Origin of the sequence: Serinicoccus sediminis (assembly GCF_004153545.1) — a bacterium.
Lineage (GTDB): Bacteria > Actinomycetota > Actinomycetes > Actinomycetales > Dermatophilaceae > Ornithinicoccus > Ornithinicoccus sediminis_A.
In genome coordinates this window covers 1-25,544 of record NZ_SDVA01000017.1, presented here as the reverse complement: position 1 = coordinate 25,544, position 25,544 = coordinate 1, and the positions used below count along the sequence as shown (strand labels likewise).

At 74.3% G+C, this 25,544-nt stretch carries 21 protein-coding genes; 17 read left to right on the top strand and 4 right to left on the bottom strand.

Annotated elements, in window-relative coordinates:
* Positions 1-73 precede the first annotated feature (73 nt).
* Positions 74-1,594 (top strand): ATP-dependent DNA ligase, encoded by a 1,521-nt coding sequence (locus EUS26_RS14015; RefSeq protein ID WP_130014451.1) that lies wholly within the window; start codon positions 74-76, stop codon positions 1,592-1,594.
* 23 nt (positions 1,595-1,617) lie between these two features.
* Here EUS26_RS14015 and EUS26_RS14010 read toward each other — a convergent pair whose 3' ends face one another.
* Complete coding sequence (locus EUS26_RS14010; protein WP_130014450.1) at positions 1,618-2,124, bottom strand: hypothetical protein; 507 nt, start codon at positions 2,122-2,124, stop codon at positions 1,618-1,620.
* A gap of 68 nt (positions 2,125-2,192) precedes the next feature.
* Positions 2,193-2,624, bottom strand: coding sequence for a hypothetical protein (locus EUS26_RS14005; protein WP_130014449.1), 432 nt, complete (start codon positions 2,622-2,624; stop codon positions 2,193-2,195).
* 329 nt (positions 2,625-2,953) lie between these two features.
* Between EUS26_RS14005 and EUS26_RS14000 the strand changes: the two genes are divergently transcribed.
* The 8 genes from EUS26_RS14000 (at position 2,954) to EUS26_RS13965 (ending at position 13,659) form a co-directional block, all read left to right on the top strand.
* Positions 2,954-4,486, top strand: a complete 1,533-nt coding sequence (locus EUS26_RS14000) for a long-chain-fatty-acid--CoA ligase (RefSeq protein WP_130014448.1) — start codon at positions 2,954-2,956, stop codon at positions 4,484-4,486.
* Positions 4,487-4,544: 58 nt separating this feature from the next.
* Positions 4,545-5,996, top strand: a complete 1,452-nt coding sequence (locus EUS26_RS13995) for a sulfatase family protein (protein WP_130014447.1) — start codon at positions 4,545-4,547, stop codon at positions 5,994-5,996.
* Between the two features lie 55 nt (positions 5,997-6,051).
* Positions 6,052-7,059 carry a LacI family DNA-binding transcriptional regulator gene (locus tag EUS26_RS13990; protein ID WP_130014446.1) on the top strand — a complete coding sequence of 336 codons (1,008 nt, stop codon included), beginning with the start codon at positions 6,052-6,054 and terminating at the stop codon, positions 7,057-7,059.
* 80 nt (positions 7,060-7,139) lie between these two features.
* Positions 7,140-8,432, top strand: coding sequence for an extracellular solute-binding protein (locus EUS26_RS13985; protein WP_130014445.1), 1,293 nt, complete (start codon positions 7,140-7,142; stop codon positions 8,430-8,432).
* Between the two features lie 3 nt (positions 8,433-8,435).
* Complete coding sequence (locus tag EUS26_RS13980; protein WP_130014444.1) at positions 8,436-9,395, top strand: carbohydrate ABC transporter permease; 960 nt, start codon at positions 8,436-8,438, stop codon at positions 9,393-9,395.
* Positions 9,396-9,398: 3 nt separating this feature from the next.
* The gene (locus EUS26_RS13975) at positions 9,399-10,220 is read left to right on the top strand and encodes a carbohydrate ABC transporter permease (RefSeq protein ID WP_130014443.1); all 822 of its coding nucleotides are present in this window, start codon (positions 9,399-9,401) and stop codon (positions 10,218-10,220) included.
* Positions 10,221-10,267: 47 nt separating this feature from the next.
* Positions 10,268-11,824, top strand: a complete 1,557-nt coding sequence (locus EUS26_RS13970) for a glucoamylase family protein (protein ID WP_130014442.1) — start codon at positions 10,268-10,270, stop codon at positions 11,822-11,824.
* Positions 11,821-13,659: a glycoside hydrolase family 3 protein gene (locus EUS26_RS13965; protein WP_130014441.1), complete on the top strand. Its 1,839-nt coding sequence runs from the start codon at positions 11,821-11,823 to the stop codon at positions 13,657-13,659. The genes EUS26_RS13970 and EUS26_RS13965 overlap by 4 nt, the downstream gene beginning before the upstream one ends.
* Positions 13,660-14,153: 494 nt before the next feature.
* Here EUS26_RS13965 and EUS26_RS13960 read toward each other — a convergent pair whose 3' ends face one another.
* A complete protein-coding gene (locus EUS26_RS13960; RefSeq protein ID WP_130014440.1) occupies positions 14,154-15,416 on the bottom strand; it encodes an FAD-dependent oxidoreductase in 1,263 nt (420 codons plus the stop codon).
* Between the two features lie 284 nt (positions 15,417-15,700).
* On the opposite strand from EUS26_RS13960, the gene EUS26_RS13955 reads away from it, so the two are divergent.
* The 6 genes from EUS26_RS13955 to EUS26_RS13930 are packed head-to-tail and all read left to right on the top strand — an operon-like array spanning position 15,701 to position 23,387.
* Positions 15,701-16,948 (top strand): glycosyltransferase, encoded by a 1,248-nt coding sequence (locus EUS26_RS13955; protein WP_130014439.1) that lies wholly within the window; start codon positions 15,701-15,703, stop codon positions 16,946-16,948.
* Positions 16,945-18,090, top strand: a complete 1,146-nt coding sequence (locus EUS26_RS13950; RefSeq protein WP_130014438.1) for a glycosyltransferase — start codon at positions 16,945-16,947, stop codon at positions 18,088-18,090. The genes EUS26_RS13955 and EUS26_RS13950 overlap by 4 nt, the downstream gene beginning before the upstream one ends.
* A complete protein-coding gene (locus tag EUS26_RS13945) occupies positions 18,087-18,992 on the top strand; it encodes a glycosyltransferase family 2 protein (RefSeq protein WP_130014437.1) in 906 nt (301 codons plus the stop codon). Before EUS26_RS13950 ends, EUS26_RS13945 begins: the two co-directional genes overlap by 4 nt.
* Positions 18,989-20,107: a glycosyltransferase family protein gene (locus tag EUS26_RS17015; RefSeq protein ID WP_165368632.1), complete on the top strand. Its 1,119-nt coding sequence runs from the start codon at positions 18,989-18,991 to the stop codon at positions 20,105-20,107. Before EUS26_RS13945 ends, EUS26_RS17015 begins: the two co-directional genes overlap by 4 nt.
* A complete protein-coding gene (locus EUS26_RS13935) occupies positions 20,104-21,015 on the top strand; it encodes a WcbI family polysaccharide biosynthesis putative acetyltransferase (protein WP_130014436.1) in 912 nt (303 codons plus the stop codon). The genes EUS26_RS17015 and EUS26_RS13935 overlap by 4 nt, the downstream gene beginning before the upstream one ends.
* On the top strand, positions 21,012-23,387 hold the full coding sequence (locus tag EUS26_RS13930) for a glycosyltransferase (protein ID WP_130014435.1): 2,376 nt from the start codon (positions 21,012-21,014) through the stop codon (positions 23,385-23,387). Before EUS26_RS13935 ends, EUS26_RS13930 begins: the two co-directional genes overlap by 4 nt.
* A 67-nt stretch (positions 23,388-23,454) precedes the next feature.
* Here EUS26_RS13930 and EUS26_RS13925 read toward each other — a convergent pair whose 3' ends face one another.
* The gene (locus tag EUS26_RS13925; protein WP_130014434.1) at positions 23,455-24,828 is read right to left on the bottom strand and encodes an amidase; all 1,374 of its coding nucleotides are present in this window, start codon (positions 24,826-24,828) and stop codon (positions 23,455-23,457) included.
* A gap of 134 nt (positions 24,829-24,962) precedes the next feature.
* Here EUS26_RS13925 and EUS26_RS13920 point away from each other — a divergent pair, with 134 nt between their 5' ends.
* Positions 24,963-25,157 (top strand): hypothetical protein, encoded by a 195-nt coding sequence (locus tag EUS26_RS13920; RefSeq protein WP_130014433.1) that lies wholly within the window; start codon positions 24,963-24,965, stop codon positions 25,155-25,157.
* Between the two features lie 188 nt (positions 25,158-25,345).
* Positions 25,346-25,544 (top strand): hypothetical protein (locus EUS26_RS13915; RefSeq protein WP_130014432.1); only part of this gene is annotated, 199 nt, incomplete at its 3' end.

The following is a 25,544-nucleotide window of genomic DNA, read 5'->3' as shown; positions in this document are numbered from 1 at the left end:
GGTCAAGTCTGTGACGGGTGGGACCGACGGTGTGACCGCGACGGGGACGCCGGGGTGCGCCAGACTGCTCGGTATGCATCTGGCCGAGGTGACCTCGACGTCCGCCACGGTGGCCGCGACCCGCTCGCGCACCGACAAGACCACCCTGCTCGCCCAGGCCCTCACGGACGTGTCCGGTGGCGAGCCCCGCGAGGTCGAGGTGGTCGCCGACTACCTCGCCGGCACCCTGCCCCAGCGCACGGTCGGGGTCGGCTGGCGCTCGCTACGGGACCTCCCGGACCCCGCGGCGGCCCCGTCGCTGTCGGTGCTGGAGGTGGACATGGCACTGAGCGACCTCAAGCAGCTCGCGGGCGCCGGCTCGACAGCCACCCGCGCGGCGGCCGTGCGCGACCTGCTCGGCCGGGCTACCGCCCAGGAGCAGGAGTGGCTCGTGGGCCTGCTCACCGGGGAGCTGCGCCAGGGGGCCGGCGACGGCGTGCTGCTGCCGGCCATCGCCCGCGCCGCGGACGTGCCGGAGGCCCTGGTGCGCCGGGCCGTGATGCTCGCCGGCTTCCCCGGGCCGGTCGCCCGGGCCGCGCTGACCGGCGGGTCGGCAGCCCTGGAGGAGGTCCGGCTGGAGGTCGGGCGCCCGCTGCGGCCGATGCTGGCCGGCTCCGAGCCCGACGTCGCCGCTGCGGTCACCGGGGAGCGTGAGCTGGCCCTCGACCTCAAGCTCGACGGCATCCGCATCCAGGCCCACCTCGACCGGGACGCCGAGCAGCCGGTGCGGCTGTTCACCCGCAGCCTGGAGGAGATCACCGACCGGCTCCCCGAGGTGGTCGACGAGGTCGCGGCGCTCGCCGCGCAGTCAGCCGTCCTCGACGGCGAGGTCATCGTGCTCGGCCCAGACGGCCGCCCGGAGCCGTTCCAGGTCACCGGCGCCCGGACCGCCTCGCGGACCGACCCGGCCGAGCTCGCCCGCACGACCCCGGTGACGACATACCTCTTCGACCTGCTGCACCTCGACGGCCGCGACCTCGTGGACGAGCCCGCGACAGAACGGTGGGCGGCGCTCGGCGACCTCGCGCCCGGGCTGGTCGTGGAGCGGGTGAGCACCGACGACCCGGGGGCGGCTCAGGAGTTCTTCGACCGGGTGGTCGGGCAGGGGCACGAGGGCGTCGTCGTCAAGGACCCGCAGGCGCCCTACGCCGCCGGCCGGCGCGGCGCCGGGTGGGTCAAGGTCAAACCGCGCCGCACCGCCGACCTCGTCGTCGTCGCGGTCGAGTGGGGCAGCGGGCGCCGCCAGGGGTGGTTGTCCAACATCCACCTCGCGGCCCGCGGCGCCGACGGCGAGCCGGTCATGGTCGGCAAGACGTTCAAGGGCATGACCGACGAGCTGCTCGCGTGGCAGACGGAGCGCTTCCTGGGTCTGGAGACGTCGCGCGAGGGGCACGTCGTGCACGTGCGGCCCGAGCAGGTCGTCGAGGTCGCCTACGACGCGGTGCAGACGTCGAGGAGGTATGCCGGCGGCGTCGCCCTGCGCTTCGCCCGGGTCCTGCGCTACCGCGACGACAAGGGCGTCGAGGAGATCGACACGGTCGAGGCGCTGCGCTGAGGCGCACCGCGACCGGCGGGTGCTCAGCCCACCTGACGCCCCTGGTCGTCGAAGCACGGCGACTCGACGTCGAGACTGACCCGGGCGTCCAGCTGCGGTGCGACGGTGACCTTGAACCCGTCCGCGTCGCGGTGGTACGTCACCGGGCTCGAGTCGGGTGCGGGGTTGTCGAGACGTTCCCAGCCGTTCGCGTCGAGCCAGTCACGGACCAGCTGCGCCTGCTCGGCCTCCAGCTCCGGGTTCTCCTCCTCCGACACGCGCAACCGGGCTGACTCGGCCCAGGCCGAGATGTCGGACGTGACGTCCAGGGTGCAGGCACGTAGACCACCCGGAGCCATCTGCTGCTCGACCTCAGGCTTGTCCGCCAGGTCGAACTGGTCCCACAGGTCCTGCAGGATCTCCCGCACGCGGGGCTGCTGCTCCCGCGCCGCTGCCTCGTCGGCGCGCGCGGTCACGACGGCGCCACCGGGGGTGGTGACCCGTGCGTCGTCGGCACTGAGCAGTGCGCAACCGGCAACGCTGCCCACCATCAGCCCCATGGTTATGGAGATGGTGGAGCAGCGTCTGCGGCGAGCGCCTGGCGCCCGGTCTGAAGGGATCACCCGACGCGCTGTCCCTCCTCGTCGAAGCACGGTGACTGGACGTCGAGGTCGACACGCGCATCGCCCCACGGGGTGATGGTCACGACGAAACCATCGGTGTTCCGGTGGTAGGTGACCGGGTCACCCTCGGGGGCCGGGTTGTCGATGCGTTCCCAGCCGTGCTCGTCCAGCCAGGCGCGGACGAGCTGCGCCTGCTCGGCCTCCAGCTCGGGGTCCGTCTCTTCCGCGACGCGTAGCTGTGTTCCCTCGGCCCAGGCCGAGACCCTGGCCGGGCCGCCCAGCGTGCATGCGCGGATGGTCGCCTCTCCGGGCTTGTCTTCCAACGGTGGCTTCTCCTCGACGTCGAACTGGTCCCACAGGTCCTGCAGGATCTCCCGCACGCGGGGCTGCTGCTCCCGCGCCGCTGCCTCGTCGGCGCGTCCGTTCACGCTGGTTCCCTCCGTCGTCAAAGACCCTCCCGGGGTGGTCTGACCGCCCGGGTTCTGACACCCGGCCAGCGTCACCGCGGCGAGCGCCAGCACCGAGCCCCGGAATCTCACGCGGGTTCCCCTCCCTGACCGAAGCTGCCGCCCAGCGGACCGGGCGCGGCCCCCCTCGTGGCGTCGATGTCGACCCGTGGCACGACCCCTCCCTCGGCCGAGACCATACCGGAGCGGCTCGTAGGCCGGTCTGAACCCGACGACTGGTCGTCGCCGACAGGACACGCGGTCGACGGTTTGGGACGATCAGGACCCCATCCCACCGCAGGAGGTCGACGATGACCAGCGCCAGCGCGAACCTCGCCCACAACCTCGCCGCCACCGCGCAGGCCCACCCGGATGCCCGGGCGGTGATCCTCGACGACCTCGTCCTGACGTATGCCGAGGTCGAGCACTCGGCGCGGCAGCTCGCCGGGTGGATGCGTGCCCAGGGGGTCGGCGAGGGCGACCGGGTGGCGCTCATGCTGCCCAACGTGCCGGCCTTCCCCGTCCTCTACTACGCCGCGCTGCGGCTCGGCGCGGTCGTGGTGCCGATGAACCCGCTGTTCAAGAGGCGGGAGATCCAGTTCTACCTCGAGGACTCCGGCGCCACCCTGCTCGCGGCCATGCCGGGGGAGGACGCCGCTGCCGCGGCCGGGGCGACCGGCACCCGGCTGCTCACCTTCGGCCCGGAGGGCCTGAGCTCCTACGTCCACGGCGACGACGCGGTGGACCCGGTCGAGGAGATCGTGCCCCGCGACGGCGACGACACCGCCGTCATCCTCTACACCTCCGGCACCACCGGCCGTCCCAAGGGGGCCGAGCTGACCTGCGACAACCTGCAGTCCAACCAGCGCGCGACGACCGAGACCCTGCTGCACCTCGACTCCTCGGACGTCGTCATGGGCTGCCTGCCGCTCTTCCACGTCTTCGGGATGACCTGCGGCATGAACACCGCCTTCGCGACCGGGGCGGCCCTGACGATGATCCCGCGATTCGACCCGGCGAAGGCGCTGGAGGTCATCGAGCGCGACCGGGTCACCGTCTTCGAGGGGGTCCCGACGATGTATGGCGCGATGCTCGCCGCCGCGGGCGCCGCCGAGACCTCCCCCGACCTGTCCACGCTGCGCACCGCGATCTCCGGCGGTGCCAGCCTGCCGCTCGAGGTCATGAAGAGGTTCGAGGAGACCTTCGGGGCCACCATCCTCGAGGGCTACGGGCTGTCCGAGACCTCACCGGTGGCCTCGTTCAACCACCCGGACGCCGAGCGCAAGGCCGGCTCCATCGGCACACCGATCCGCGGGGTGCAGATGCGGCTCGTCGGTCCGGACGGCGCCGAGGTCGGGCCCAGCAGCGAGGACGACCCGCAGGTGGGCGAGATCTGCATCCGTGGCGAGAACATCATGAAGGGCTACTGGAACCGGCCCGACGCCACCGCCGAGGCGATCGACGGCGAGGGGTGGTTCCACTCCGGCGACCTGGCCCGCCGCGACGAGGACGGCTACTACGTCATCGTCGACCGCAAGAAGGACATGATCATCCGCGGCGGGCTCAACGTCTACCCGCGCGAGATCGAGGAGCTGCTCTACGAGCACCCGGCCGTCGCCGAGGCCGCCGTCGTCGGGGTGCCTCACCCCGAGCTCGGTGAGGAGGTCGCGGCCTACGTCGTGCTGGCGCCGGACGCCCGGGCCGACGAGGAGGAGCTGGTCCGGCACGTCAAGGAGCAGGTCGCGCCGTACAAGTACCCCCGCACGGTCACCGTCATCGACGAGCTGCCCAAGGGCGCCACCGGCAAGATCCTCAAGCGCGAGCTGCGCCGCGAGGGGTCCTGACGGCATACCGCGGCCGGGGTCCGCGTCGACCTGGCGGCGATGGGGCAGGATCGTCGGGGTGACGACCGACCGGCATACCCCGGGCGAGCCCGCGCGGCGCCCCCACATCCTGCTCATCCTCACCGACGACCACGCGGCGCACGCGGTGGGGGCCTACGGCTCGCGGATCAACACCACCCCGCACATCGACGGGATCGCCGAGCGGGGCGTGCGGCTCGACCGCTGCTTCGTCACCAACTCGCTGTGCACGCCCAGCCGGGCCAGCATCCTCACCGGCACCTACAGCCACGTGAACGGGGTGCGAACGCTGTCCACGCCGATCGACCCCAGCCAGCCGACCTTCGTGTCGCTGCTCAGGGAGGCGGGCTACCGCACCGGGCTGGTCGGCAAGTGGCACCTGGGCGAGGGGCCGGCCCACCAGCCGCAGGGCTTCGACCACTGGGAGATCCTCGTCGACCAGGGGGAGTACGTCGACCCCACCATCGTCAGCCCGCAGGGCACCCGCACCGAGCCGGGCTACGCCACCGACGTCCTCACCGACCTCGCGCTGGGGTGGCTGGACTCTCTCGACGGCGACGAGCCCTGGTGCCTGCTGCTGTGGCACAAGGCCCCGCACCGGCCCTGGGTGCCGGCGCCACGGCATACCGACCTCTTCACCGACCCGATCCCGGTCCCGGAGACCTTCGAGGACGACCACCACGGCCGGTCCGCGGCGGTGCAGCAGGTGTGGATGAGCGTGGCCGAGCACCTGAACGCCGAGGACCTCAAGGTCGACCCGCCGGCGGACCTGACCGGTGCAGCCCTCACCCGGTGGAAGTACCAGCGGTGGATGGAGGACTACCTGCGCTGCGTCCAGGCGGTCGACGAGAGCGTGGGCCGGGTCGTCGACGCGCTCACCGCCCGCGGCGACCTGGACGACACCGTGCTCGCCTACAGCTCCGACCAGGGGTTCTTCCTGGGCGACCACGGGTGGTTCGACAAGCGGCTGATGTTCGAGGAGTCGATCCGGATGCCCCTGGTGCTCTCCTGGCCGCGCGGCCTCGCCCCCGGCGGGGTGCACGACGGCATCGTGTCCAACGTCGACCTCGCGCCCACGATCCTCGAGGCCTGCGGGGTCCCGGCCCACCCCCGGATGCAGGGCCGCAGCTTCTGGCGCGACCTCGTCGGCGGTGACGCCCCGCCCCCGGCCGACGGCCTCTACTACCGCTACTGGGAGCACGCCGACGGCAACCACCACGCCCCCGCGCACTACGGCTACCGCACCGAGCGGCACAAGCTCGTCTACTACTACAACGACCCGCTCGGGCTGCCCGGCACGACCGGCGACCCCGGTGAGCCGGAGTGGGAGCTCTACGACCTCGTCGCCGACCCGCTCGAGCTGCGCAACGTGGCCGACGAGCCGGGCTACGCGGACGTGCGGGCCGAGCTGGAGGCGCGGATGTGGCGGGCGCAGTCCGAGCTGGGGGACGAGCCGCACCCGAGCCAGCCGGTGCCGCGGCTGCTGCGCTGAGACCGACCGGTAGCCTTCCGGGGAGGTCGAGCGCCGGCACGAGGAGGAGACACCGATGGTGGACCGCACGGGGCGGCGCCCCACGATCTACTCGGTGGCCGAGCGCGCGGGGGTCTCGATCGCGACCGTCTCCCGGGTGCTGCGCCGGCCCGGTGAGGTGCGCGCCTCGACCCGCGACCGGGTGCTCGCGGTGGTCGAGGAGATGGGCTACGTCCCCGACGGCGCGGCCCGCTCGCTCGCGGTGAAGTCGCACGAGGCCCACGGCCTGGTGCTCCCCGAGCTGCGCGGCCCCTACTACGCCGACCTGCTCACCGGCTACGAGCAGGGGGCCGCCGAGGGCGGCGCCAGCGTGGTCGTGCTGCTCACCCACGGGAAGGACGACGTGGACCTGCTCGTGCGCCGGCTGGCCGGCCGGGTCGACGGGATGGTGCTCATGGGGGCGGTGCCGGTGTCGTCCAGGACCGTCGACGCCGTCCGGGCCAAGCTGCCGGTCCTGGTCCTGGCCGACCGGCACCAGGACGCCGTCGAGAGCTTCAGCACGGAGAACGTCGGCAGCGCCGAGCAGCTGACCCGGCACCTCATCGAGGAGCACGGGCGACGGGCGCTGCGCTTCGTCGGCACACCGGACATCGCCGACGACGTCCAGGAGCGGTATGCCGGTTTCGTCGCCGCCCACGAGGCCGCGGGTCTGGCGCCGGCCGACCCGGTCCCGGCCACCTTCCGGGAGGACGACGGGCCACGGGTGGCCGCGCTGCTGCTCGACGGCGAGCTGGAGGCCGACGGCGTGGTCTGCGCCAACGACGAGCTGGCGCTGTCGGTGATGCAGCGGCTCCTGGCGGCGGGTGTCGACGTGCCCGAGCGGATCAGCGTCACCGGGTGGGACGACGTCATGGCCGCGCGCTACGTCACCCCCGGGCTGACCACCGTGGCCCAGCCGGTGCGCGAGCTCGGTCGGGAGGTGGCCGTGCGCATGCGGGGCCTGCTCGAGGACCGGCACTCCGCCCCGGAGCGGCACGTGCTGCCGACCCGGCTCGTGCTCCGGCAGTCCTGCGGCTGCCCCTGACCCCCCTTGTGCGGACGAGGGACGTCGGTGTATGTTGCGGAGAACGCTATGTAAGCGCTTACGACGACGAAGGAGTCCTCATGCGACGTTCGACCCTGCTGGTCGCCCTGACGACCACGACCGCGCTGGCCCTGACCGGGTGCGGCCGTGACGACGGCGGTGCAGGTGAGGCGGGTGCCCCGCAGACCGGCGAGGCGGTCTCGACCGACGACCTGTCCGGTGAGCTGGAGGTCTGGGCGATGGGCGCCGAGGGCGAGGCGCTGCCGGACCTGGTGGCCGGCTTCGAGGAGCAGTACCCCGACGTCAGCGTCAACGTCACCCCGGTCCCGTGGGACTCGGCGCACGACAAGTTCGTCAACTCCATCACCGCCGGGACCACCCCCGACGTGGCGATGATCGGCACCACCTGGATGGGCGAGTTCGCGGGCATGGACGCCCTGGACCCGACCCCCGGCTCCATCGACACCTCCAAGTTCTTCGAGGGCGCACAGGGCACCACCGAGGTGGAGGGCACCTCCTACGGCGTCCCGTGGTACGTCGAGACCCGGATGGTCTACTACCGCACCGACGTCGCGGAGCAGGCCGGCTACGAGGAGGTGCCCACCGACCAGGAGGGCTTCAAGGAGATGGCCGCCGCCATGCAGGAGCAGGACGGGGTCGACTGGGGCATCAGCCTGCAGCCGGGCCAGACCGGTTCCTGGCAGACCGTCGTGCCGTTCGCCTGGTCGCGCGGCGGGGAGATCGCGTCCGAGGACGCCTACACCCTCGACACGCCGGAGACCGTCGCGGCGGTCGACTACTTCGGCAGCTTCTTCGACGACGAGATCTCCGACGCGAACCCGCCGGAGGGTCAGACCGAGGCCACCTTCACCGACGGCAGCGTCCCGATGTTCGTCTCCGGGCCGTGGATGATGAGCCTCGTCGAGGACTTCGCCGCCGAGGGTGGCGAGGAGGACTTCGCGCAGATGTACGACGTCGCCCCCATCCCCACCGCGGACGGCGCCGAGTCCAGCTCGTTCATCGGCGGATCCAACCTCGGCGTCTTCGCCGACACCGAGAACCGCGACGCCGCCTGGGCGCTCGTCGACTGGCTCACCCAGCCGGAGACCCAGGTGGAGTGGTATGACATGACCAGCGCCCTGCCGTCGGTGCAGGCCGCCTGGGACGACCAGGCCCTCACCGAGGACGAGAAGCTCGCGAAGTTCGGCGAGCAGCTCACTACCGCCCAGGCGCCGCCGTCGTTCCCCACCTGGGAGCAGGTCGCCGCCGCCTTCGACGCCGAGATGGAGAAGGTCGCCAAGCAGGACCTGTCCGGCGAGGAGGCCGTCCAGACCGCGCAGCAGCAGGCGGAGTCGATCGGCACCGGGCAGTAAGCCGTGAGCGCCACCACCGGGACGCGACGGAGCGCCCCCGAGACCACCCGTGGGGCCAGGAAGGCCGGCTCCTCGCGGCCGCCCGGCGCGGCGCGCGAGGAGCGGGCCGGCTGGCTGCTCACGCTGCCCTTCCTGCTGCTCTTCGGCGTGTTCACCGCCTGGCCGGTGATCCAGTCGGTCTTCTTCTCGGTGACCGACATCACCAACCGGGACCTGCGCTCCCCCTTCCAGGTCAACTTCGTCGCCTTCGAGCAGTACGCCAAGGCGTTCGGCGACCCCGTCTTCCGCCAGGCCGCCCTCAACACGGCCTACTTCGTGCTCGTCGGGGTGCCGCTGACGATGACCATCGCGCTGGCCGCCGCCATCGCGCTCAACACGGGGATCACCCGCTTCCGGGCGGTCTACCGCCTCGGCTTCTACACCCCGGTCATCACCTCCATCGTGGCGGTGGCGGTCGTGTGGCGCTTCCTGCTCCACCCCGACAGCGGCCTGGTCAACACCGTCCTGGGGTGGGTCGGCATCGACGGGCCGAACTGGCTGGGGTCCACCACCTGGGCCATGCCCTCGCTCATCGCGATGGCGACCTGGCGCAACTTCGGCACCGCGATGATCATCTTCCTGGCCGGCCTGCAGTCGGTCCCGCAGCAGCTGCACGAGGCGGCCGCGATCGACGGCGCCAACGCCTGGCAGCGGTTCCGCAACGTCACCGTGCCGGTGCTGCGGCCGACGATCCTCTTCGTCTCGGTCACCACGGCGATCGGCTACCTGCAGTTCTTCGAGGAGCCGTTCGTCATGACGCAGGGCGGGCCGCTCAACAGCACGATCTCGGCGTCGATGTACACCTACCAGCAGTTCAGCTTCGGCAACTACGGGTATGCCGCGGCGCTCAGCTACCTCATCTTCCTCGTCATCGCGATCGTCACCGCGCTGCAGTTCCGCTTCCTGTCCGAGAAGGAGGACTGAGCCATGATCGGCACGCGTTCGCGCTGGTGGCTCTACGTGCTGCTGACGGTGGCCCTCGTCCTGGTCATCACCCCCTTCGCCTGGATGGTGCTCGGGTCGTTCAAGACCAACGCCGAGCTGCGGCAGATCCCCCCGACGTGGTGGCCGCAGAACCCGACGCTGGACAACTTCGGCCAGCTCTTCAGCCGGCTGTCCTTCGGGACCTACTTCAGCAACTCCACGATCGTCGCGGTCGTGGTCACCGCGGGCAACCTGCTCTTCTGCTCCATGGTGGGCTACGCCCTGGCCATGCTGCGCTTCCGCGGACGCCGGCTCATCTTCGCGCTCATCCTGGGCACCCTGATGATCCCCGGGGTCGTGACCTTCGTGCCGCTGTTCGTCCTCGTCGCCAACCTGGGCCTGGTCGACACCCTGCCCGGGCTGTTCCTGCCCTTCCTCGTGGCGCCGTTCGGGGTCTTCCTCATGCGCCAGTTCGTCCTCGGGCTGCCGCGCGACCTCGTCGAGGCGGCCCGGATCGACGGTGCCGGGGAGTTCCGGATCTTCTTCCAGGTGATCCTGCCGCTGCTCACCCCGGCCCTGGCGACGCTCGGGATCCTCACGTTCCTGGGCAGCTGGAACAACTTCCTGTGGCCCCTCGTGGTGGCCCAGAGCAACGACACCTACACGCTGCCGGTGGCGCTCGCGCTCTACTCCACCGGCCAGAACGAGCAGCAGTACGGCCTGCTCATGGCCGGCGCGACGATCGTCGTCCTGCCGGTGCTGGTCGTGTTCCTCATCTTCCAGCGGCGGTTCATCCAAGGGATCGCCACGACCGGGATCAAGTGAGTCCCGCGCACCTCTCCATCCCCTCCATCACCGACGAAGGAGCACCGATGCACCCGCTCGACGCACGTCATACCCCCCTCTCCCGGCGCACGATGCTCGCCGGCGGACTGGCCGGGGGTGTCGCCCTCGGTCTGCCGTCGGCCGCCCTGGCCGCGCCGCGCGGCCCGCGCCGCCCCGGGCCCGCGCCGGAGGGCACCGACGCCGCCACCCTGATGCGGTGGACGCAGGACACCTGGGCCTCGATGGTGGCGATGACCCCGGAGGACACCGGGCTGGTCTCCGACAACATCACCGGCGACCTGGCCACCCCGGGCGTCTACACCTCGCCGACCAACATCGGCGGCTACCTCTGGTCGGCGGTCGTCGCCCGCGACCTGGGCCTCATCACCCCGGGCGAGGCCACCCGGCGGATCCGGCGCACCCTGCGCACGCTGCAGGGGATGGAGCACCACGAGCCCAGCGGGATGTACTTCAACTGGTACGACCCGCGGGACGGCTCGGTCATCTACTCCTGGCCCGAGAGCGGCGACCCCGTGGTCCCGTTCGTCTCCAGCATCGACGCCTCCTGGCTGGGCGCCGCCCTGCTCGTCGTGCGCAACGCGGACCGGGCCAACGCCCGGCTCGCCGGCCAGCTCTTCGACCGGATGCGCTTCGACGTCTTCGCCGACCCGACCTTCAGCAAGCCCTACCTCAACTACGGCGGGTTCTACCTCGAGGAGCCGACCCGGCTCACCGCCCCGCCGCGCACCGAGGCCCGCGACCTCATCGACGCGGGCACGCCGGTCTGGTACACCGCCGACCACCACTACGACACCATCGTCTCCGAGACCCGGATCACGACCTACCTGGGCATCATGAAGGGGCAGGTGCCGCCGGAGGCCTACTTCCAGGCGTGGCGGACCTTCCCGCCGGAGTGGACCTGGCCGGAGATGCCGCCGGTCGGGCAGTGGCGGACCTACCTGGGCGTCGACGTCTTCGAGGGCGCGCACGACTACCTCGGCCACCGCACCGTGCCCGGCTGGGGCGGCTCGATGTTCGAGGAGCTCATGCCCAACGTCTTCGTGCCCGAGGAGACCTGGGCGCCGGACTCCTGGGGCCGCAACCACCCCAACCACGTCGCCGTGCAGGCCGCGCACGGGCTGGCCGAGTACGGCTACTGGGGCTTCTCGCCCGCGAGCCACCCGGCCGGTGGCTACGCGGAGTGGGGCGTGGACGCCCTCGGGCTCAACCCGGAGGGCTACTTCTCCGACGTGGAGCGCACCGACCGGGTGCACGGGCAGCCCGAGCCGGACTACGGCCAGGGCGTGGTCACCCCGCACGCGGCCTTCCTGGCGATGATGCACGCCCCCGCCGCGTCCTACGACAACCTCGTCGCGATCGAGGCCGACTTCGCCTCCTACGGGCCGGGCGGCTTCTACGACGCCGTCAACACCAGCTCGGGCCAGGTCGCCACCCGCTACCTCTCGCTGGACCAGGCGATGATCCTCGGGGCGCTCGGGAACGTCCTCGGCGGCGGGCTGCTGCAGCGGTACTTCACGACCGGCGGCGCGGAGAGCACGCTGCGCCCGGTGCTCGCCATGGAGGAGTTCGGGGCGAGCGCATGAGCGACCCAGGCTTCCGCACCGGGCCGGACGGCGTGCGCTGGCGCGACCTCAACCACAACGGCGTCATGGACCCCTTCGAGGACCCCCGGCTGCCGGACGGCGAGCGGGTCGACGACCTGCTGGGCCGGCTGAGCCTCGACGAGAAGATCGGGCTGCTGTTCCACACGGTCATCGAGACCGGGCCGGGCGGCAGCGTGCTGGACGGACCGGGTGCGATCAGCAAGACCGGCACCCGCCACGTCGTCGTCGACAAGGGCGTCAACCACTTCAACGTCCACCAGCTCGGCCGGGCCGGCGAGGCGGCCCGGTGGCACAACGCGGTCCAGCGGCTGGCGCAGGAGACGCCGCACGGCATACCCGTCACCATCTCGACCGACCCCCGGCACGGGTTCAGCGAGAACGCCGGCGCCAGCTTCTCGGCCGGTTCGTTCTCGCAGTGGCCCGAGCCGCTCGGCATCGCCGCGCTGCGCGACGAGCAGGTGTGCCGGGAGTATGCCGAGGCGGTCCGCTCCGAGTACGTCGCCGTCGGCATCCGGGCCGCCCTGCACCCGACCCTTGACCTCGCGACCGAGCCCCGGTGGGCGCGGCAGCTGCACACCTTCGGGCAGGACCCGCAGGTGGTGACCGAGCTGGGCCTGGCCTTCCTCCAGGGCCTGCAGCGCGGCGAGCTCGGACCGGGCAGCGTCGCCTGCACGGCCAAGCACTTCCCGGGCGGCGGACCGCAGGCGGACGGCGAGGACGCGCACTTCCCCTACGGCCGCGAGCAGGTCTACGGCGGTGGGCACTTCGCCGACCACCTGGCGCCGTTCCTCCCGGCCGTCGAGGCCGGCGTGGCCGCGATGATGCCGTACTACGGCATGCCCATCGGGCTCGAGCTGGACGGCGAGGCCGTGCCGGAGGTGGGCTTCGGCTTCAACAAGCGCATCGTCACCGGCCTGCTGCGCGACGAGCTCGGCTACGACGGCGTCGTGCTGACCGACTGGGAGCTGGTCAACGACAACCACGTCGGCGACCAGGTGCTGCCCGCCCGGGCCTGGGGCGTCGAGCACCTCGACGCCGCCGGGCGGATGGAGCTGCTGCTCGAGGCCGGCTGCGACCAGTTCGGCGGCGAGGAGTGCGTCGAGGTGCTGGCGGGGCTCGTGGCTGACGGCCGGGTGAGCGAGGCGCGCATCGACGTCTCCGCCCGCCGGCTGCTGCTGGTCAAGATGCAGCTCGGCCTGTTCGACGACCCGTTCGTCGACGAGGATCTCGCCGACGAGCGGGTGGGCACCCCGGCCGTGGTCGAGGCCGGGCTGGCCGCCCAGGCCGCCTCGGTGACCGTGCTCGCCGACGAGGGCGGGCTGCTGCCGCTGAGCGGGTCCGACCGGGCCGTCTACGTCGAGGGCATCTCGGCGCAGGACGCCGCCGCGCTCGGGCGGGTGGTGGAACGGCCCGAGGACGCCGACCTGGCGGTGATCAGGCTGGCCGCCCCGCACGAGCCCCGCTCCGACCTCTTCCTCGAGGCGTGGTTCCACCAGGGGTCGCTGGACTTCCCGCCGGGTCTGCCGGTGCGGCTGGCCCGCCTCCGGGAGCACTGCCCGGTGGTCGTCGACGTCACCCTGGACCGCCCGGCCGTCCTCGGCCCGGTCCTGGAGGCGGTCGACGCGGTGGTCGGCAGCTACGGCACCGGCGGCCCCGCGCTGGTCCGCGCCCTGCAGGGCGAGGCCCGCGGGCGGCTCCCGTTCGACCTGCCGCGCTCGATGGAGCAGGTGCGCACCCACCACCCCGACCAGCCCGGGCTGGGCGACCCGCTGCTGCCCTGCGGTCACGGCATACCTCTCGGCGCGCGGGTCTGAGGCCCCTGGACACCTGAGGACCGACGGTCAGGCTGCACCACCTGTCCCGTCGGCCTGCCGCACCACCCGGACGGAGGGGCGTGGTGGCTGCGGGTCTCTCTGACGACCCGCAGCCACCACGGGTGCCGGGCCGCGAGGCCACTCCGGTGGACGGCACGCGAGAACCATCAGCGACCGGTGACAGCTCGAGGCGGCCAGGAAGGCGCGCCGTGACGTCACGGTTCCGCTGTCGCGACGAGCTCACCTCCCCGAGGAGGTCCGTCCCCGGGGACGCGGGCGTCACCGTGCGGTCCGCCGCCGAGGGTGCCGCCGTCCGCAGCCGTTCCCCGGAGAACACCACCAGTCACATCGGCCTCGCCGACACCACGGTGCGGCGATGTTGTCGTACGCCAGGGAGATATCCCGTGCATGTGTGCATGTCCCCGTACGGCGGGGCCACGGTGACGCAGGAGGCGCCTGTGGCAGGCGCCTTCGGGGCTCCCGGTCCGGCGGCCTCAGCCCTGGCGGGCCATGCCCCCGGTGCGCCGGTGGAGGTAGCCCTCGGCAGCCCGCTGACCCGACACCATGGCGCCCTGGATCGAGCCGGTGTCCAGGTGGTCGCCGGCCATGATGAGCCCGGGCTCGACCTCGAGCGCCTCGCGCACGAGCAGGGGGGCCGGCTGGGCGGGCAGGGCGTAGGGGATGTCGTCGCGGCGCAGCAGCTGCCAGCCGTCGGTCGGCACGCCGTAGATGCCGGCGAGCTGGGCGGCGACCTCCGCGTCGGTGACCGGTTCCTGGCCGGGGCGGAGCAGGCTGCTGGCCTCCACCAGGTGCCGCCCGGGCGGGGCGTAGGACGGGGCGGCGTTGCTCAGCACCGCCGTGTTGATGACCGGGCCCGGCGCGGTCCGCTGGTCGATGACCAGCAGCGCCAGGTCGGTGGGTGCCTCGTCCACGGCATACCAGTGCGTGGTGATCCCCTTGCCCGGCGACGTCGGGCGGTTCGTCAGGGCCGCCGCGGCCTCCGCCCCGGTGGCCACGACGACGAGGTCGGCGGTGATCTGCTCGCCCCCGGCCGTCTCCACCCGGCCCGGGCCGACCGAGACCACCTCGGTGCCCAGCTCGACCGGCGTGTCCAGCCCGGCCGCCAGCTGCTCGGGCAGCGCCTGCATCCCCCGCTCGGGCAACCCCGGCTTACCCCGGGCGAACATGCGCGTGAGCATGTGGACGAAGGCGGTCGAGGTGCTGCCGTCGTCCTCCAGGACGACGCCGGAGAGGAAGGTGTCGACCACCTTGCGCAGCGGCCCGTGCAGACCCGCGCGGTCCATGGACTCGCCGCGGGAGACGTCCTCCCGGTCGTTGCGGAGGACCCAGTCGACGCCGAGGGCGGGCGCGGCCCAGCGGGCCAGGGCACCCAGCGCGGCGGGGTGCAGCTTGCCCGAGCGCATGGTCTGCCCGATCCACTGGGGCTCGCGGCGCGGGTCGGCCATGACGAGCAGCGGCTCGGAGCGTTCGCTGCGGATCGCGAGCCCGGCGCGGAAGGACTGCAGCCCCAGGGCGTCCAGGTCGACGTGGGGCCGCAGCGCCGGGTAGGCCGGGTTGAGCAGCTGGAAACCGCGGTCGAGCAGGAACCCGTCGACCTCGTCGGTGCGGATACGCCCCCCGACGGCGTCACCCGCCTCGAGCACCCGCACCCCCACCCCCTCGGACTGGAGGGCACGGGCACACGTCAGCCCGGCGAGTCCGGCTCCGACGACGACGACTTCGGCAGATGAGGACATGGGCCCAGGGTAGGACCGTGGACCCGGCTCGTCATGTCGTGGCGCGACGAGAGGACGGACCGGGTGGGGACGCCGCTGCGTCGTCCCCACCTGCGGCGCGGCCGCGAGGGCCGCACGGGTGCCGCTCCCCGTCGGCCGACCGGCGGTGACGGGTGCTGCCGCTCCAGGGGGCGGTCCGGTCCGGCACCCCCTAGAGTCCCCAACAGACGTTCGATGGTCGAGCATGCCGGCGCAGGCGCATGCCCACGTCACGTCGCCCACACGAAGAACTGGAGGGTTCCGCTATGCACGTCGTGATCGTCGCTCACGCCCGTCATCCACTGGCGGAGCCGTTCGCCGGAGGCCTGGAGTCGCTCACCGCCCACCTCATCCGCGGCCTGGCCGCGCGGGGCCACCGGGTCAGCGTGTTCGCCGCCCGCGGCACCGAGGAGGTCCCGGGGGTCGAGTACCTCTGGCCGCAGACGCTCGAGCTGAGCGCGGCGGCCCAGGCGGACGTGTCCATGCCCGAGGCCGGGTGGATGCAGCAGCACCACGCCCACCTCGACCTCATGATGCAGCTCGCCCAGCGCACGGACGTCGACATCGTGCACACGCACGCCCTGCACTACCTGCCGGTCGCGATGGCGCCGCTGCTGCCCGCCCCCACCGTGCTGTCTCTGCACACCCCGCCGACGCCGTGGCTGGAGTCGTCGCTGCGCGCCGCTCAGGGCATCCCCGGCCGGCAGCCGGTGGTCACGGCCGTCAGCCGCCACACGGCGCGCGCCTGGGCCGACCTCGTCCGGGCGCAGGTCGTGCCCAACGGCATCGACACCCGCGAGTGGCGCCCCGGCCCGGGAGGCCCGGCGCTCGTCTGGTCCGGGCGGATCACCCCGGAGAAGGCACCGCACCTGGCGGTCGCGATCGCCCGTCGCGCCGGTATGCCGCTCGTGCTGGCGGGCCCGGTGTCCGACGAGGCCTACGCGCGGGACGTGCTGTGGCCGCTGCTCCGCGAGGGCATCACGTATGCCGGGCACCTGCGGACGAGCGAGCTCGCCGCGCTGGTCGGCCGCAGCGCCGCCGCCCTCGTCACCCCCGACTGGGACGAACCCTTCGGTCTCGTGGCCGCCGAGGCGCTGGCCTGCGGGACCCCCGTCCTGGCCCTGGACCGCGGCGGGCTCGGCGAGGTGGTCGGCGAGCAGGGCGGACGCCTCGTGCCGGTCCACGACCGGGCCGGCCGGCAGCTGACGGACTCCGAGGTCGTGCGCCGCGGGAGCGAGCTGCTGCCCGAGGTCCTGCAGCTGTCCCGCCCGCTCGCCCGCGCCCACGCCGTGCGGCACCTCTCGGTGGACACCATGGTCGACCACTTCGAGCGGGTCTACGGCTCCACGGTGCGGCTCGGCCGGCGCTCTTCCCTGCGTCATGCCCGAGGCCCGGCGCGGGTGGCCGCCCGGGCGGGCCGGACGGCGCGCGCCGCCGCCGGCGAGCTGGCGGCGCACCCACGGACGGTGGGGTCGTTGGCCCTGTCCGAGACCGAGGCCGAGCCCAGCCGGTGATCGGGTACTACCTGCACCACCAGGGGTCGGGCCACCGGCGCCGGGCCACGGCCGTGGCCCGGCGCACCCGGCACCCGGTCACCGGCCTGGGGAGCGGCCCCGCCCCCGAGGGCTGGCCGGGCGCCTGGGTCGAGCTCGCTCGGGACGACCACCCCGCGGTGGACCCCGAGGGCGCCGACGTCACGGCCCGGGACGTGCTGCACTGGGCGCCGCTGCACCACGAGGGTCTGCTGCGGCGGCACCGTCAGCTCCTCGCCTGGCTCGAGCTGGCGCGCCCCGAGCTGCTCGTCGTCGACGTGTCGGTCGAGGTCAGCCTGCTCGCCCGGTTGTGCGGGGTACCCGTGGTGGTGGGGGGTATGCCCGGCCGGCGCACCGACGCGGTGCACGCGCTCGCCTACGACGTGGCCGAGGCCATCCTGGCCCCCTGGCCCCCGGGCGCCCACCCGCGACCTGACTGGCCGGACCGGTGGCGGGACAAGACCTGGGAGGTCGGGGGCATCAGCGCGCTCGCCGACGCGCCGGCGGGGGGCGACGTCCCGGCCCCCGGGCCGTGGGTCGACACCGACCCGGGCCTCGAGTCCTCGCGGGACGACGCCCCGGCCCGAGAGCCGGGCGCGACCGGTGGAGGTCGGGTGCTCGTGCTGTGGGGGGCCGGTGGCGACCCGCTGCGGCCCGAGCAGCTCGAGGAGGCCCGTGCGGCGACCCCGGGGTGGACGTGGGAGGTCCGCGGCGGCGGGCACCCGTCCTCCCCGGACCTGCTGGCGGACCTGGCCGAGGCCGACGTCGTCGTCTGTCACGCCGGCCAGGGGGCGGTGGCCGACGTCGCCCTGGCCCGCCGCCCGGCGGTGGTGCTGGCGCAGCCCCGCCCCTTCGACGAGCAGACGGCGACCGCCGAGGCCCTGGCCCGCCTCGGGCTCGCCGCCACCGGGCACGGGTGGCCGGCGGCCGGACGGTGGCCTGAGCTGCTGTCCCATGCCCGCGGCCTGGGTGGGCAGGGATGGTCGCGCTGGGGGGAGGACGCCGCCGGGGTCGCTGCCGGGCACCTCGACGACCTGGCCGACTCCTTCGCCCCGGCCACGCCTGCGCGGACGACCGGGGAGACTCGGTCCGCCGGGCACCGGGCGCAGGAGCGCTGGGCGTGAGCGTCGCCGTCCTCACCCTGGCCCACGGACGCCACGACCACCTGCGCGGCCAGATCGCCGGGCTCGCCGCCGGGTCCCGCCGGCCCGACCTGCACGTCGTGGCCGCGATGGACGACCCCGACCTGGCCACCGTGGCCCGCGAGGCCTGGGCGGCGTCGCTCACCCGCCCCGGCGCCCGGGCGACCGACCACGACGACGACGCGCAGGCGCCGGCCACCACCCCACGGCTGGTCGTCGTCGAGGTGGACCGCGACCCGCGGGGCCTGCCGCTGGCCCACGCCCGCAACACCGCGGCGCGGGCCGCCGTCGAGCACGGTGCGCGGACCCTCGTCTTCCTCGACGTGGACTGCATACCCGGCCCGGGCACGGTGCAGACGTATGCCGCGGCGCTGGCCGCCCCGCACCCGTACCCCGAGCCCCTGGTCCTGGGTGGCGACGTGGCCTACCTGCCGCCCCGACCGCAGGGGTGGGCGGACCTGCAGGACCTGGCCCGCCTCGGCGAGCACCGGCCGGACCGGGTGCGGCTGGCCGAGGGCGAGCAGCGTCCGGAACCGGACCTGACGAGGTTCTGGTCGCTGAGCTTCGCCATGACCGCGCGCGACCTGCAGTCCGTCGGGGGCTTCTGCACGGACTACGTCGGCTACGGCGGGGAGGACACCGACTTCGCCCAGCTGCTGGGCCACCGGGGCGGCTCCCTCGTGTGGGTCGGCGGGGCCACGGCCTACCACCAGCACCACGCCTCGTCATCCCCGCCGGTGGCCCACCTGGACTCCGTGGTGCGCAACGCCGGGGTCTTCGCCGAGCGGTGGGGCTGGTGGCCGATGCAGGGGTGGCTCGAGGCCTTCCGTCAGCTGGGCCTGGCCCACCAGGACCCGGACGGACGCTGGGTGGTGACCACGTGACCCGCCTGCGGGTGCGGCACGTCCCGGCCGCGCACACCTACGTCGAGCACCTGCGACCGGTGCCCGGGAGCGGGTCGTCGGCCGAGGTCGTCGTGCTGGACGACCCACCGGTCCCCGGGGCGCCGCCCGGCCAGTGGTGGCCGCACCCCGCCCTGGAGGAGGGGTGGGTGCGCGAGCACGCCCGGGAGCAGGACGTGCTGCACCTGCACTTCGGTGCCGAGGGGCGCAGCCTGCCCGAGCTGCACGACTGGCTGGACGCCCTGGCCGACGTGGGCCTCCCGCTCGTGCACACGGTCCACGACGTCGACCACCCCCACCTGCGCGACCAGGCCCACCACCGGGGCCAGCTGGCCCTGCTGGTCGAGCGGGCCGACGCGCTCCTCACCCTCAGCGACGGGGCGGCACGCCGCGTGGAGGAGGAGCACGGCCGACGGCCGATGGTGCTCCCGCACCCGCACGTCGCGCCGCTGGAGCTGCTCGACGCGCCCCGCCCTCCCCACCCCGAGCTGCGGATCGGCCTGCACCTCAAGAGCCTGCGCACCAACCTCGAGCCGATGCGCGTCCTGCCGGCCCTCCTCGACGCCCTGCCGCAGCTGCCCGCCCGCACCGGCCGCCCGGCCGTGCTCGAGGTCCGGGCGCACGCCGACGTGCTGGACCCGGACTTCCCGCGCTACGACGAACCCCTGGCCACCCTGCTGCGGGGCCTGCTCGACGACCCGCCCGCGGGGGTGGAGGCGCTCGTGGGCCCACGCCTGGACGACGACCAGCTCTGGGCCTACCTGCAGGGCCTGGACGTGTCGGTGCTGCCCTACGCCTGGGCCACCCACTCCGGCTGGGTCGAGGCCTGCCGGGACCTGGGCACCTGGGTGCTCGCCCCCCGGGTCGGCCACCTGGCAGAGCAGGGGGAGGGCGTGCTGCAGGTCTGGGGGGCCCCCGACCGGGCGCCCTCGCCGGAGCACCTCCTCGACCTGCTCGGGCGGACCGCGGCCGGGCCACCCGCCCGGCCCGGCCGCGCGGCCCGGTCGGCGCAGCGGGCCGAGCTGGCGCGCCGGCACGCGCAGGTGTATACCGGAGTGCTCGCTGGCCGGCGGATCGACGGGAGGAACCCCGCATGAGCGACGACGGACGGCGCCGCCACTACGGCGGCTTCTACGGCCTGGACGACCTGCCCGGCACCGGGCGCCCGCGCCTGGCCGTCTTCGGCAACTGCCAGGCCGAGGCGCTGCGGGTGGCCCTCGACACGGCGGGCGTGGTCGACAGCGTCCGGATGCCGCCGGTGCACGAGCTCGAGGAGCCGGACCTGCCGCACCTGGACCGCGTCCTGGCGTGGGTCGACGTGCTCGTCGCCCAGGCGGTCGGTGACGACTACCGGGGTATGCCGCTCGGCACCTCCCAGGTCGCGGCCCGGACGGGGTCGCAGGCACGGCTGGTGCGTGCGCCGAACTACTTCTTCACCGGGCTCTACCCCGAGCAGGTGCTGGTGCGTCACCCCGACGTGGAGGACCCCCCCGTGGTGCCCTACCACGACGTGCGCCGCCTGGGTCTGGCCGCCGGCTGGAGCGGGCCGTGGGAGCCACCGGCCCCGCTGGTGCGGGAGGTGGCGGACGCCTCGCTGGCCGAGCTGGAACGTCGCGAGCGGGACCAGGGCAGCCTGCGGATCAGCGACGTCGTCCGGGCCGCCGGTGCGGACGCGGGCTGGACCGTGGACCACCCCGGCAACACCGTGCTCCTCACGCTGGCGCAGCGCGTCCTCGACGAGGTCCGACCGGGGTCGGGGGACGCCGTGCACGACCCCGGGCGGACGCTGCTGGCCTCGGTGGCGACCCCTCTGCGCCCCGGCGTGCTGGAGGCGCTCGACCTGCCCGGGGAGCCCCGCGAGGGCTGGCTGGTCGACGGCCGCCGGCTCGGCGACGAGGAGGTGGGCGAGGCCCACCTCGAGTTCTACGCCCGGAACCCCCGCGTGGTCGAGGTCGGCCTGGACAAGAAGGGGGACCTGCTGCGGCGGTGGGGATGGCGCGGGTGACCCTGCCGCTGGTCCATCTCGTGCCGGGACCGGAGGGGCACGGCGTCGTGCGGCACGCCCTCGGCGTGCACCCCCACCTCGGGGAGGTCGAGCTCCTGCGGTGCGACCGCCTCGACGCGCTCGCGGAGGGTGCCGTCGCCGGACGGGTCGTGGTCGTCCAGGTCACCGACCGGGTCCTGGCCGCCTCCCCGGACCGCGCGCTCGACGCGTGGCGCCGCGTGATGCGCGGGGCCGCCCGGGTGACGGTCGTGCTGCACGACCTGCCGCAGCGCTCCGACGGACGGCACCGCACGGCGCGCAGCGAGCTCTACGCCGGGCTCGCCGCCTCGGCGGACGCGGTCGTCGTGGCCAGCCGGCACGAGCGCCTCCTCCTGGAGGCCGCGCTGCGCTGGGCCCGACCGGACGTCGCCGGCGCGGTGCTGGGGCGGACCCGGGTGGTGCCGCTGCCCGTCGAGCCGGACCCGGGCGCCCTGCCGCCCCCGGGGGAGGGGGCCGCCCCACCCGCGGGGGAGGGCGCCGCGTCGCCGACCCTCTCCGTCGTCACCCTCGGCTTCGTCTACCCCGGCAAGGGGCTGGAGGAGGTCGTCGACGCCGCCGGGCGGGCCGCCCTCGACCCACGGCTGGCGGGCCGGGCCGTCGAGGTGGTCAACCTCGGCGGCGCCTCGCAGGGCCACGAGGACCTGCTGGAGCAGCTGTCCGCGCGGGCCCGCGGTGCGGGGGTGAGCTGGCGGGCGACCGGCTACGTCCCCGACGACCAGCTGCCCGGCCTGCTCGCCGCGGCGACGGTGCCGGTGGCGGCGCACCGTCACGTGTCCGCGTCCGGGTCCATCGCGACCTGGCTGGCGGCGGGGCGCCGGCCGGTGGTCGTGGGCTCGCGCTACGTCCGCGAGCTCGCCGGCCGGCTGCCGGGGACGCTGCACGTCGTGGCGCCGGACGAGCTCTCCGTCACGCTGGCCGACGCCCTCGCCGTCGCGGCCGCCCCGGACCGGCCGGAGAGCACCTGGCTGGGCGGGGACGTCCGGCTGGGGCCGTCCTGGCAGGAGGCCGGCCGGGAGCTGGCCGAGCAGGCCCGGGAACCGGCCGTCTCGGTGGTCGTGCCCTACTACCGCGACCAGGAGCTGCTCGACCTCCTCGTCCGGCGACTGGCCGCCCAGACCGGTGTCCACGGCGGTCTGGAGCTCGTCGTGGCGGACGACGGCTCCCCGCACCCGCCGGTCCTGCCCACCGCGCAGGGGTCGCTGGGCCGGGTCCGGCTGCGGCGGCAGCCCGACGAGGGTTTCCGGCTCGCCGCCGCCCGCAACCTCGGGATCGGGGCCACCACCGGGAGGGTGGTCGTCCTGCTCGACGGCGACACGGTGCCCGAGGACGGCTACGTCGCGGCGCTGCAGCAGGTCTGCCTGGACGGGCCCACCCTCGCGGTCGGCCGCCGCCGGCACGCCGACCTGAGGGGTGGGGCCCCGTGGCCACCGGTCGACGAGCTCCCGTCCCCCGGCTGGCTGGCCGACGGCTATGCCCGGACCCAGGACCTGCGGGCCGCCGATGACGCGTCCTTCCGCTTCGTCATCGGCGCCGTCCTCGGGGTGTCCCGCGCGGTGCTCGACGCCGTCGGCGGGTTCGACGGGCGGATCACCGGCTACGGCGGGGAGGACTGGGAGTTCGCGTGGCGGTGCTGGCTGGCGGGGGCGCGGCTCCGGCACGTGCCGGGGGCCGTCGCCTGGCACGACGGACCCGACGTCGCCGGCCGGACCGACGCCACCGGGGCCGGGCTGGCCGGGGTCAAGAACGCCGAGACGGCCCGCCTGGCCGGGCTGCTGCCCCACCCGCTGGTGCGCGGCCGCGGGTGGGCGCACCCCCAGCCGGACGTCGTCGTCACCCTGGACGTCGGGGGCTGGACCCGCGGCCAGGTCGTGCTCGCCGTGGAGTCGGTCCTGCGGCAGGGCGACGTCGGGGTATGGCTGCTCGACCGGGTCGGCGGCGACCTGGACGTGCCGGACGGGGACGGCAGCACCCGTGGTGAGGCCTCCCTGCACGAGGACGCCCTCCGCGACCTGCCACCGGACCCCCGGATCCACCTCGGCCGGGCGCCGACCGAGGTGCTGGCCCGGGCCCGCGCCGAGCTGCGGGTCGGGCGCCCGGTGTGGGTGCGTCGCCTCCCGTGGGACCCATGGCCGCAGCACGTGGACGTCACCGGACCGCCCGGCCGGCGGTGCACCGACGACCCGGCCAGCGGCGTGCAGGTGTCGGTGACCCGGCGGCGGGGCCTGGCCCGGCTGCAGGGTGGGCACCCGGCGCCGCGCTGGCTGCCGGCCTCCGAGGTCGAGACCGTCCCGCCGGACGTGGTGGTCGAGCACTGGCGGGCCTCCCACCCCTGACGGGGCCGCCCGAGGTCACCCGGTCACCCGGGGCATCTGCCCGCCCGAGGTCGCCCGGCCGCATCGGTCACCCGGCCGCGCGGTCCCGGGCCTCCTCCAGCCGGTGCATCGCCCGGAGCACCCCGAGGTCGTCGAAGGCGCGGCCCACCACCTGCACGCCGACCGGCTTGCCCTCGCGGGTGCGGTCGACGTCGACGGTCCCGGCGGGCTGACCGGTCATGTTCCAGGGCACGGTGAAGTTGATGTGCCACATGCCGCGATCCCCGTCCGGGTAGGGCATCGGCTGCTCTGCAGGGAAGGCCACGCCGGGCGCGACCGGCGAGAGCAGGACGTCCGGGTCGCCGGCGGCCGCCCATGCGGCGACCGTCCGGGCCTGCACCTCGGCGAAGCAGTGGTAGGCGTCCATCACCTCGGTGCCCGTGAGGTCACGTGCCCGGGCCACCCAGTCCGCGATGAACGGCAGCACCCGACCCTGTGCCGAGGGGTCGAGTCGGGCGAAGTCCGCCCACGACCGCGCCTGCCAGAACCGGTTGACCCCGTCCAGCAGGTCCTGGGTCAGCCACGGCCCGACCCGGACGACCCTGGCGCCCGCGTCCTCCAGCCACCCGGCCGCGCGGTCCACCGCGGCGACGACCTCGGGGTCGGGCTCCACGCCATACCCCGCCCGCGTCCAGACGGCGACCCGCAGGCCGGTGACGTCGAGGTCCAGGTCGTCCCACCCGACCGGCTGGTCCGGCAGCGAGGTCCAGTCCACCGCGTCGGGGCCGGCGAGCACCGACATGAGCAGGGCGCAGTCGCGGGCGCTGCGGGCCATGGGCCCGGCGACCCGGCCCAGATAGGGCGCGTGCAGCGGGATGCGCCCGGCGCTGGGCTTGAGCGTGGCCAACCCGAGCCAGGTGCCGGGCAGGCGGATGGAGCCACCGATGTCGGTGCCGACGTGCAGGGGGCCGTAGCCACCGGCCGCGGCCGCACCCGCGCCCGAGCTCGAGCCGCCCGTCGTCCAGGCCGGGTCCAGGGGCGAGCGGGTGATGCCGTGGCGGCTCGACACGCCTGAGGAGAGCATGCCCCAGTCCGGCATGACGGTGGACCCGAGGACGACGAGGCCGGCCTCGCGGCAGCGGCGGGCGACCGGGGAGTCGACCTCGGGCACGACCGGCGTGACGCCGGCGCAGCCCATCGTCATCGGCACCCCGGCCCGGGCGAGGTTCTCCTTGAGGGTGAGCGGCACCCCGTCCAGCGGGCCGAGCGGCCGCCCCTGCTCCCAGCGGCGCGCCGACGCCGACGCCTGCTCGAGCGTGCCGTCGACGTCGTCGCGGACCGCCAGCGCGTTGAGCTGCGGCTCCCGCTCGTCGACGACCCGCTGCACCGTCGTCACGACGTCGGTCGGGGAGAGCGAGCCGTCGGCATACCCGGCGGCGAGGGTGGCGGCGTCGCGGGACATGGGGTGACCGTAGCCCGTCCGCCACGGACGGCGTGGCGCACCGCCCCGGCGATCCGTTGGACCCGCGCCGCGGCGGGCGCGGGAGTACGGTCGGAGGTGCTGGTCACCACACCACCTTCCGAGGAGGATCCGCCATGAGCACCGCTGACAGCACCGAGCCGGACCGGCCCGACCGCCCCTCCGACCCCGCGCCCCAGGAGGACCCGACGAGCCCCAAGAGCCCGGGCCCGCCGCCCGCGTCGGACCCGGCGAGGCACGGCGACGACCCCGACCCGAACCAGGTGCCCGAGGCACCGAAGGGGCCGGGGCCGCACGACCCGCCCGCCTGAGGTCCGACCCGACGACGGGACCGCACGGGGAGACTTCGGCGAGAGGCTGAGAAAAAAAGTCGATCCGGTCCAATCCGCCCTGGCGGTCGGCACCGAATGCCTCCTGCACGCCCTGCTTCCGCAGGGAAGCCCACCGCCTGTAGGTGCGCACGACGTCGTGCTGCGGGCTGAACAGAAGGAATGTCTCGATGAACCTCTCTCGCAAGCTTCTCGCCGTCCCGGCCGCCGGTGCGGCCGTGCTCATGATGACCGCTGCCCCGGCCCTGGCCTCCTCGAGCGCCTGGGAGGGCATGGGTGAGCTGCAGCCGGTCCCGGTCAACGACGCCCCGGGCTCGGGCTCGGCGATGATCACCCTCGACGGCACCACGCTGGACTTCACCCTGGCCT

What these genes read in the sequence shown, in the direction of transcription:
- EUS26_RS13985 (WP_130014445.1), top strand. Translation starts at nt 7,140, where the DNA reads ATGCGACGTTCGACCCTGCTGGTCGCCCTGACGACCACGACCGCGCTG.
- EUS26_RS13970 (WP_130014442.1), top strand. Translation starts at nt 10,268, where the DNA reads ATGCACCCGCTCGACGCACGTCATACCCCCCTCTCCCGGCGCACGATG.
- EUS26_RS13955 (WP_130014439.1), top strand. Translation starts at nt 15,701, where the DNA reads ATGCACGTCGTGATCGTCGCTCACGCCCGTCATCCACTGGCGGAGCCG.
- EUS26_RS14015 (WP_130014451.1), top strand. Translation starts at nt 74, where the DNA reads ATGCATCTGGCCGAGGTGACCTCGACGTCCGCCACGGTGGCCGCGACC.
- EUS26_RS14010 (WP_130014450.1), bottom strand. Translation starts at nt 2,124, where the DNA reads ATGGTGGGCAGCGTTGCCGGTTGCGCACTGCTCAGTGCCGACGACGCA.
- EUS26_RS13965 (WP_130014441.1), top strand. Translation starts at nt 11,821, where the DNA reads ATGAGCGACCCAGGCTTCCGCACCGGGCCGGACGGCGTGCGCTGGCGC.
- EUS26_RS13935 (WP_130014436.1), top strand. Translation starts at nt 20,104, where the DNA reads ATGAGCGACGACGGACGGCGCCGCCACTACGGCGGCTTCTACGGCCTG.
- EUS26_RS13925 (WP_130014434.1), bottom strand. Translation starts at nt 24,828, where the DNA reads ATGTCCCGCGACGCCGCCACCCTCGCCGCCGGGTATGCCGACGGCTCG.
- EUS26_RS14000 (WP_130014448.1), top strand. Translation starts at nt 2,954, where the DNA reads ATGACCAGCGCCAGCGCGAACCTCGCCCACAACCTCGCCGCCACCGCG.
- EUS26_RS13920 (WP_130014433.1), top strand. Translation starts at nt 24,963, where the DNA reads ATGAGCACCGCTGACAGCACCGAGCCGGACCGGCCCGACCGCCCCTCC.
- EUS26_RS13960 (WP_130014440.1), bottom strand. Translation starts at nt 15,416, where the DNA reads ATGTCCTCATCTGCCGAAGTCGTCGTCGTCGGAGCCGGACTCGCCGGG.
- EUS26_RS13990 (WP_130014446.1), top strand. Translation starts at nt 6,052, where the DNA reads ATGGTGGACCGCACGGGGCGGCGCCCCACGATCTACTCGGTGGCCGAG.
- EUS26_RS13975 (WP_130014443.1), top strand. Translation starts at nt 9,399, where the DNA reads ATGATCGGCACGCGTTCGCGCTGGTGGCTCTACGTGCTGCTGACGGTG.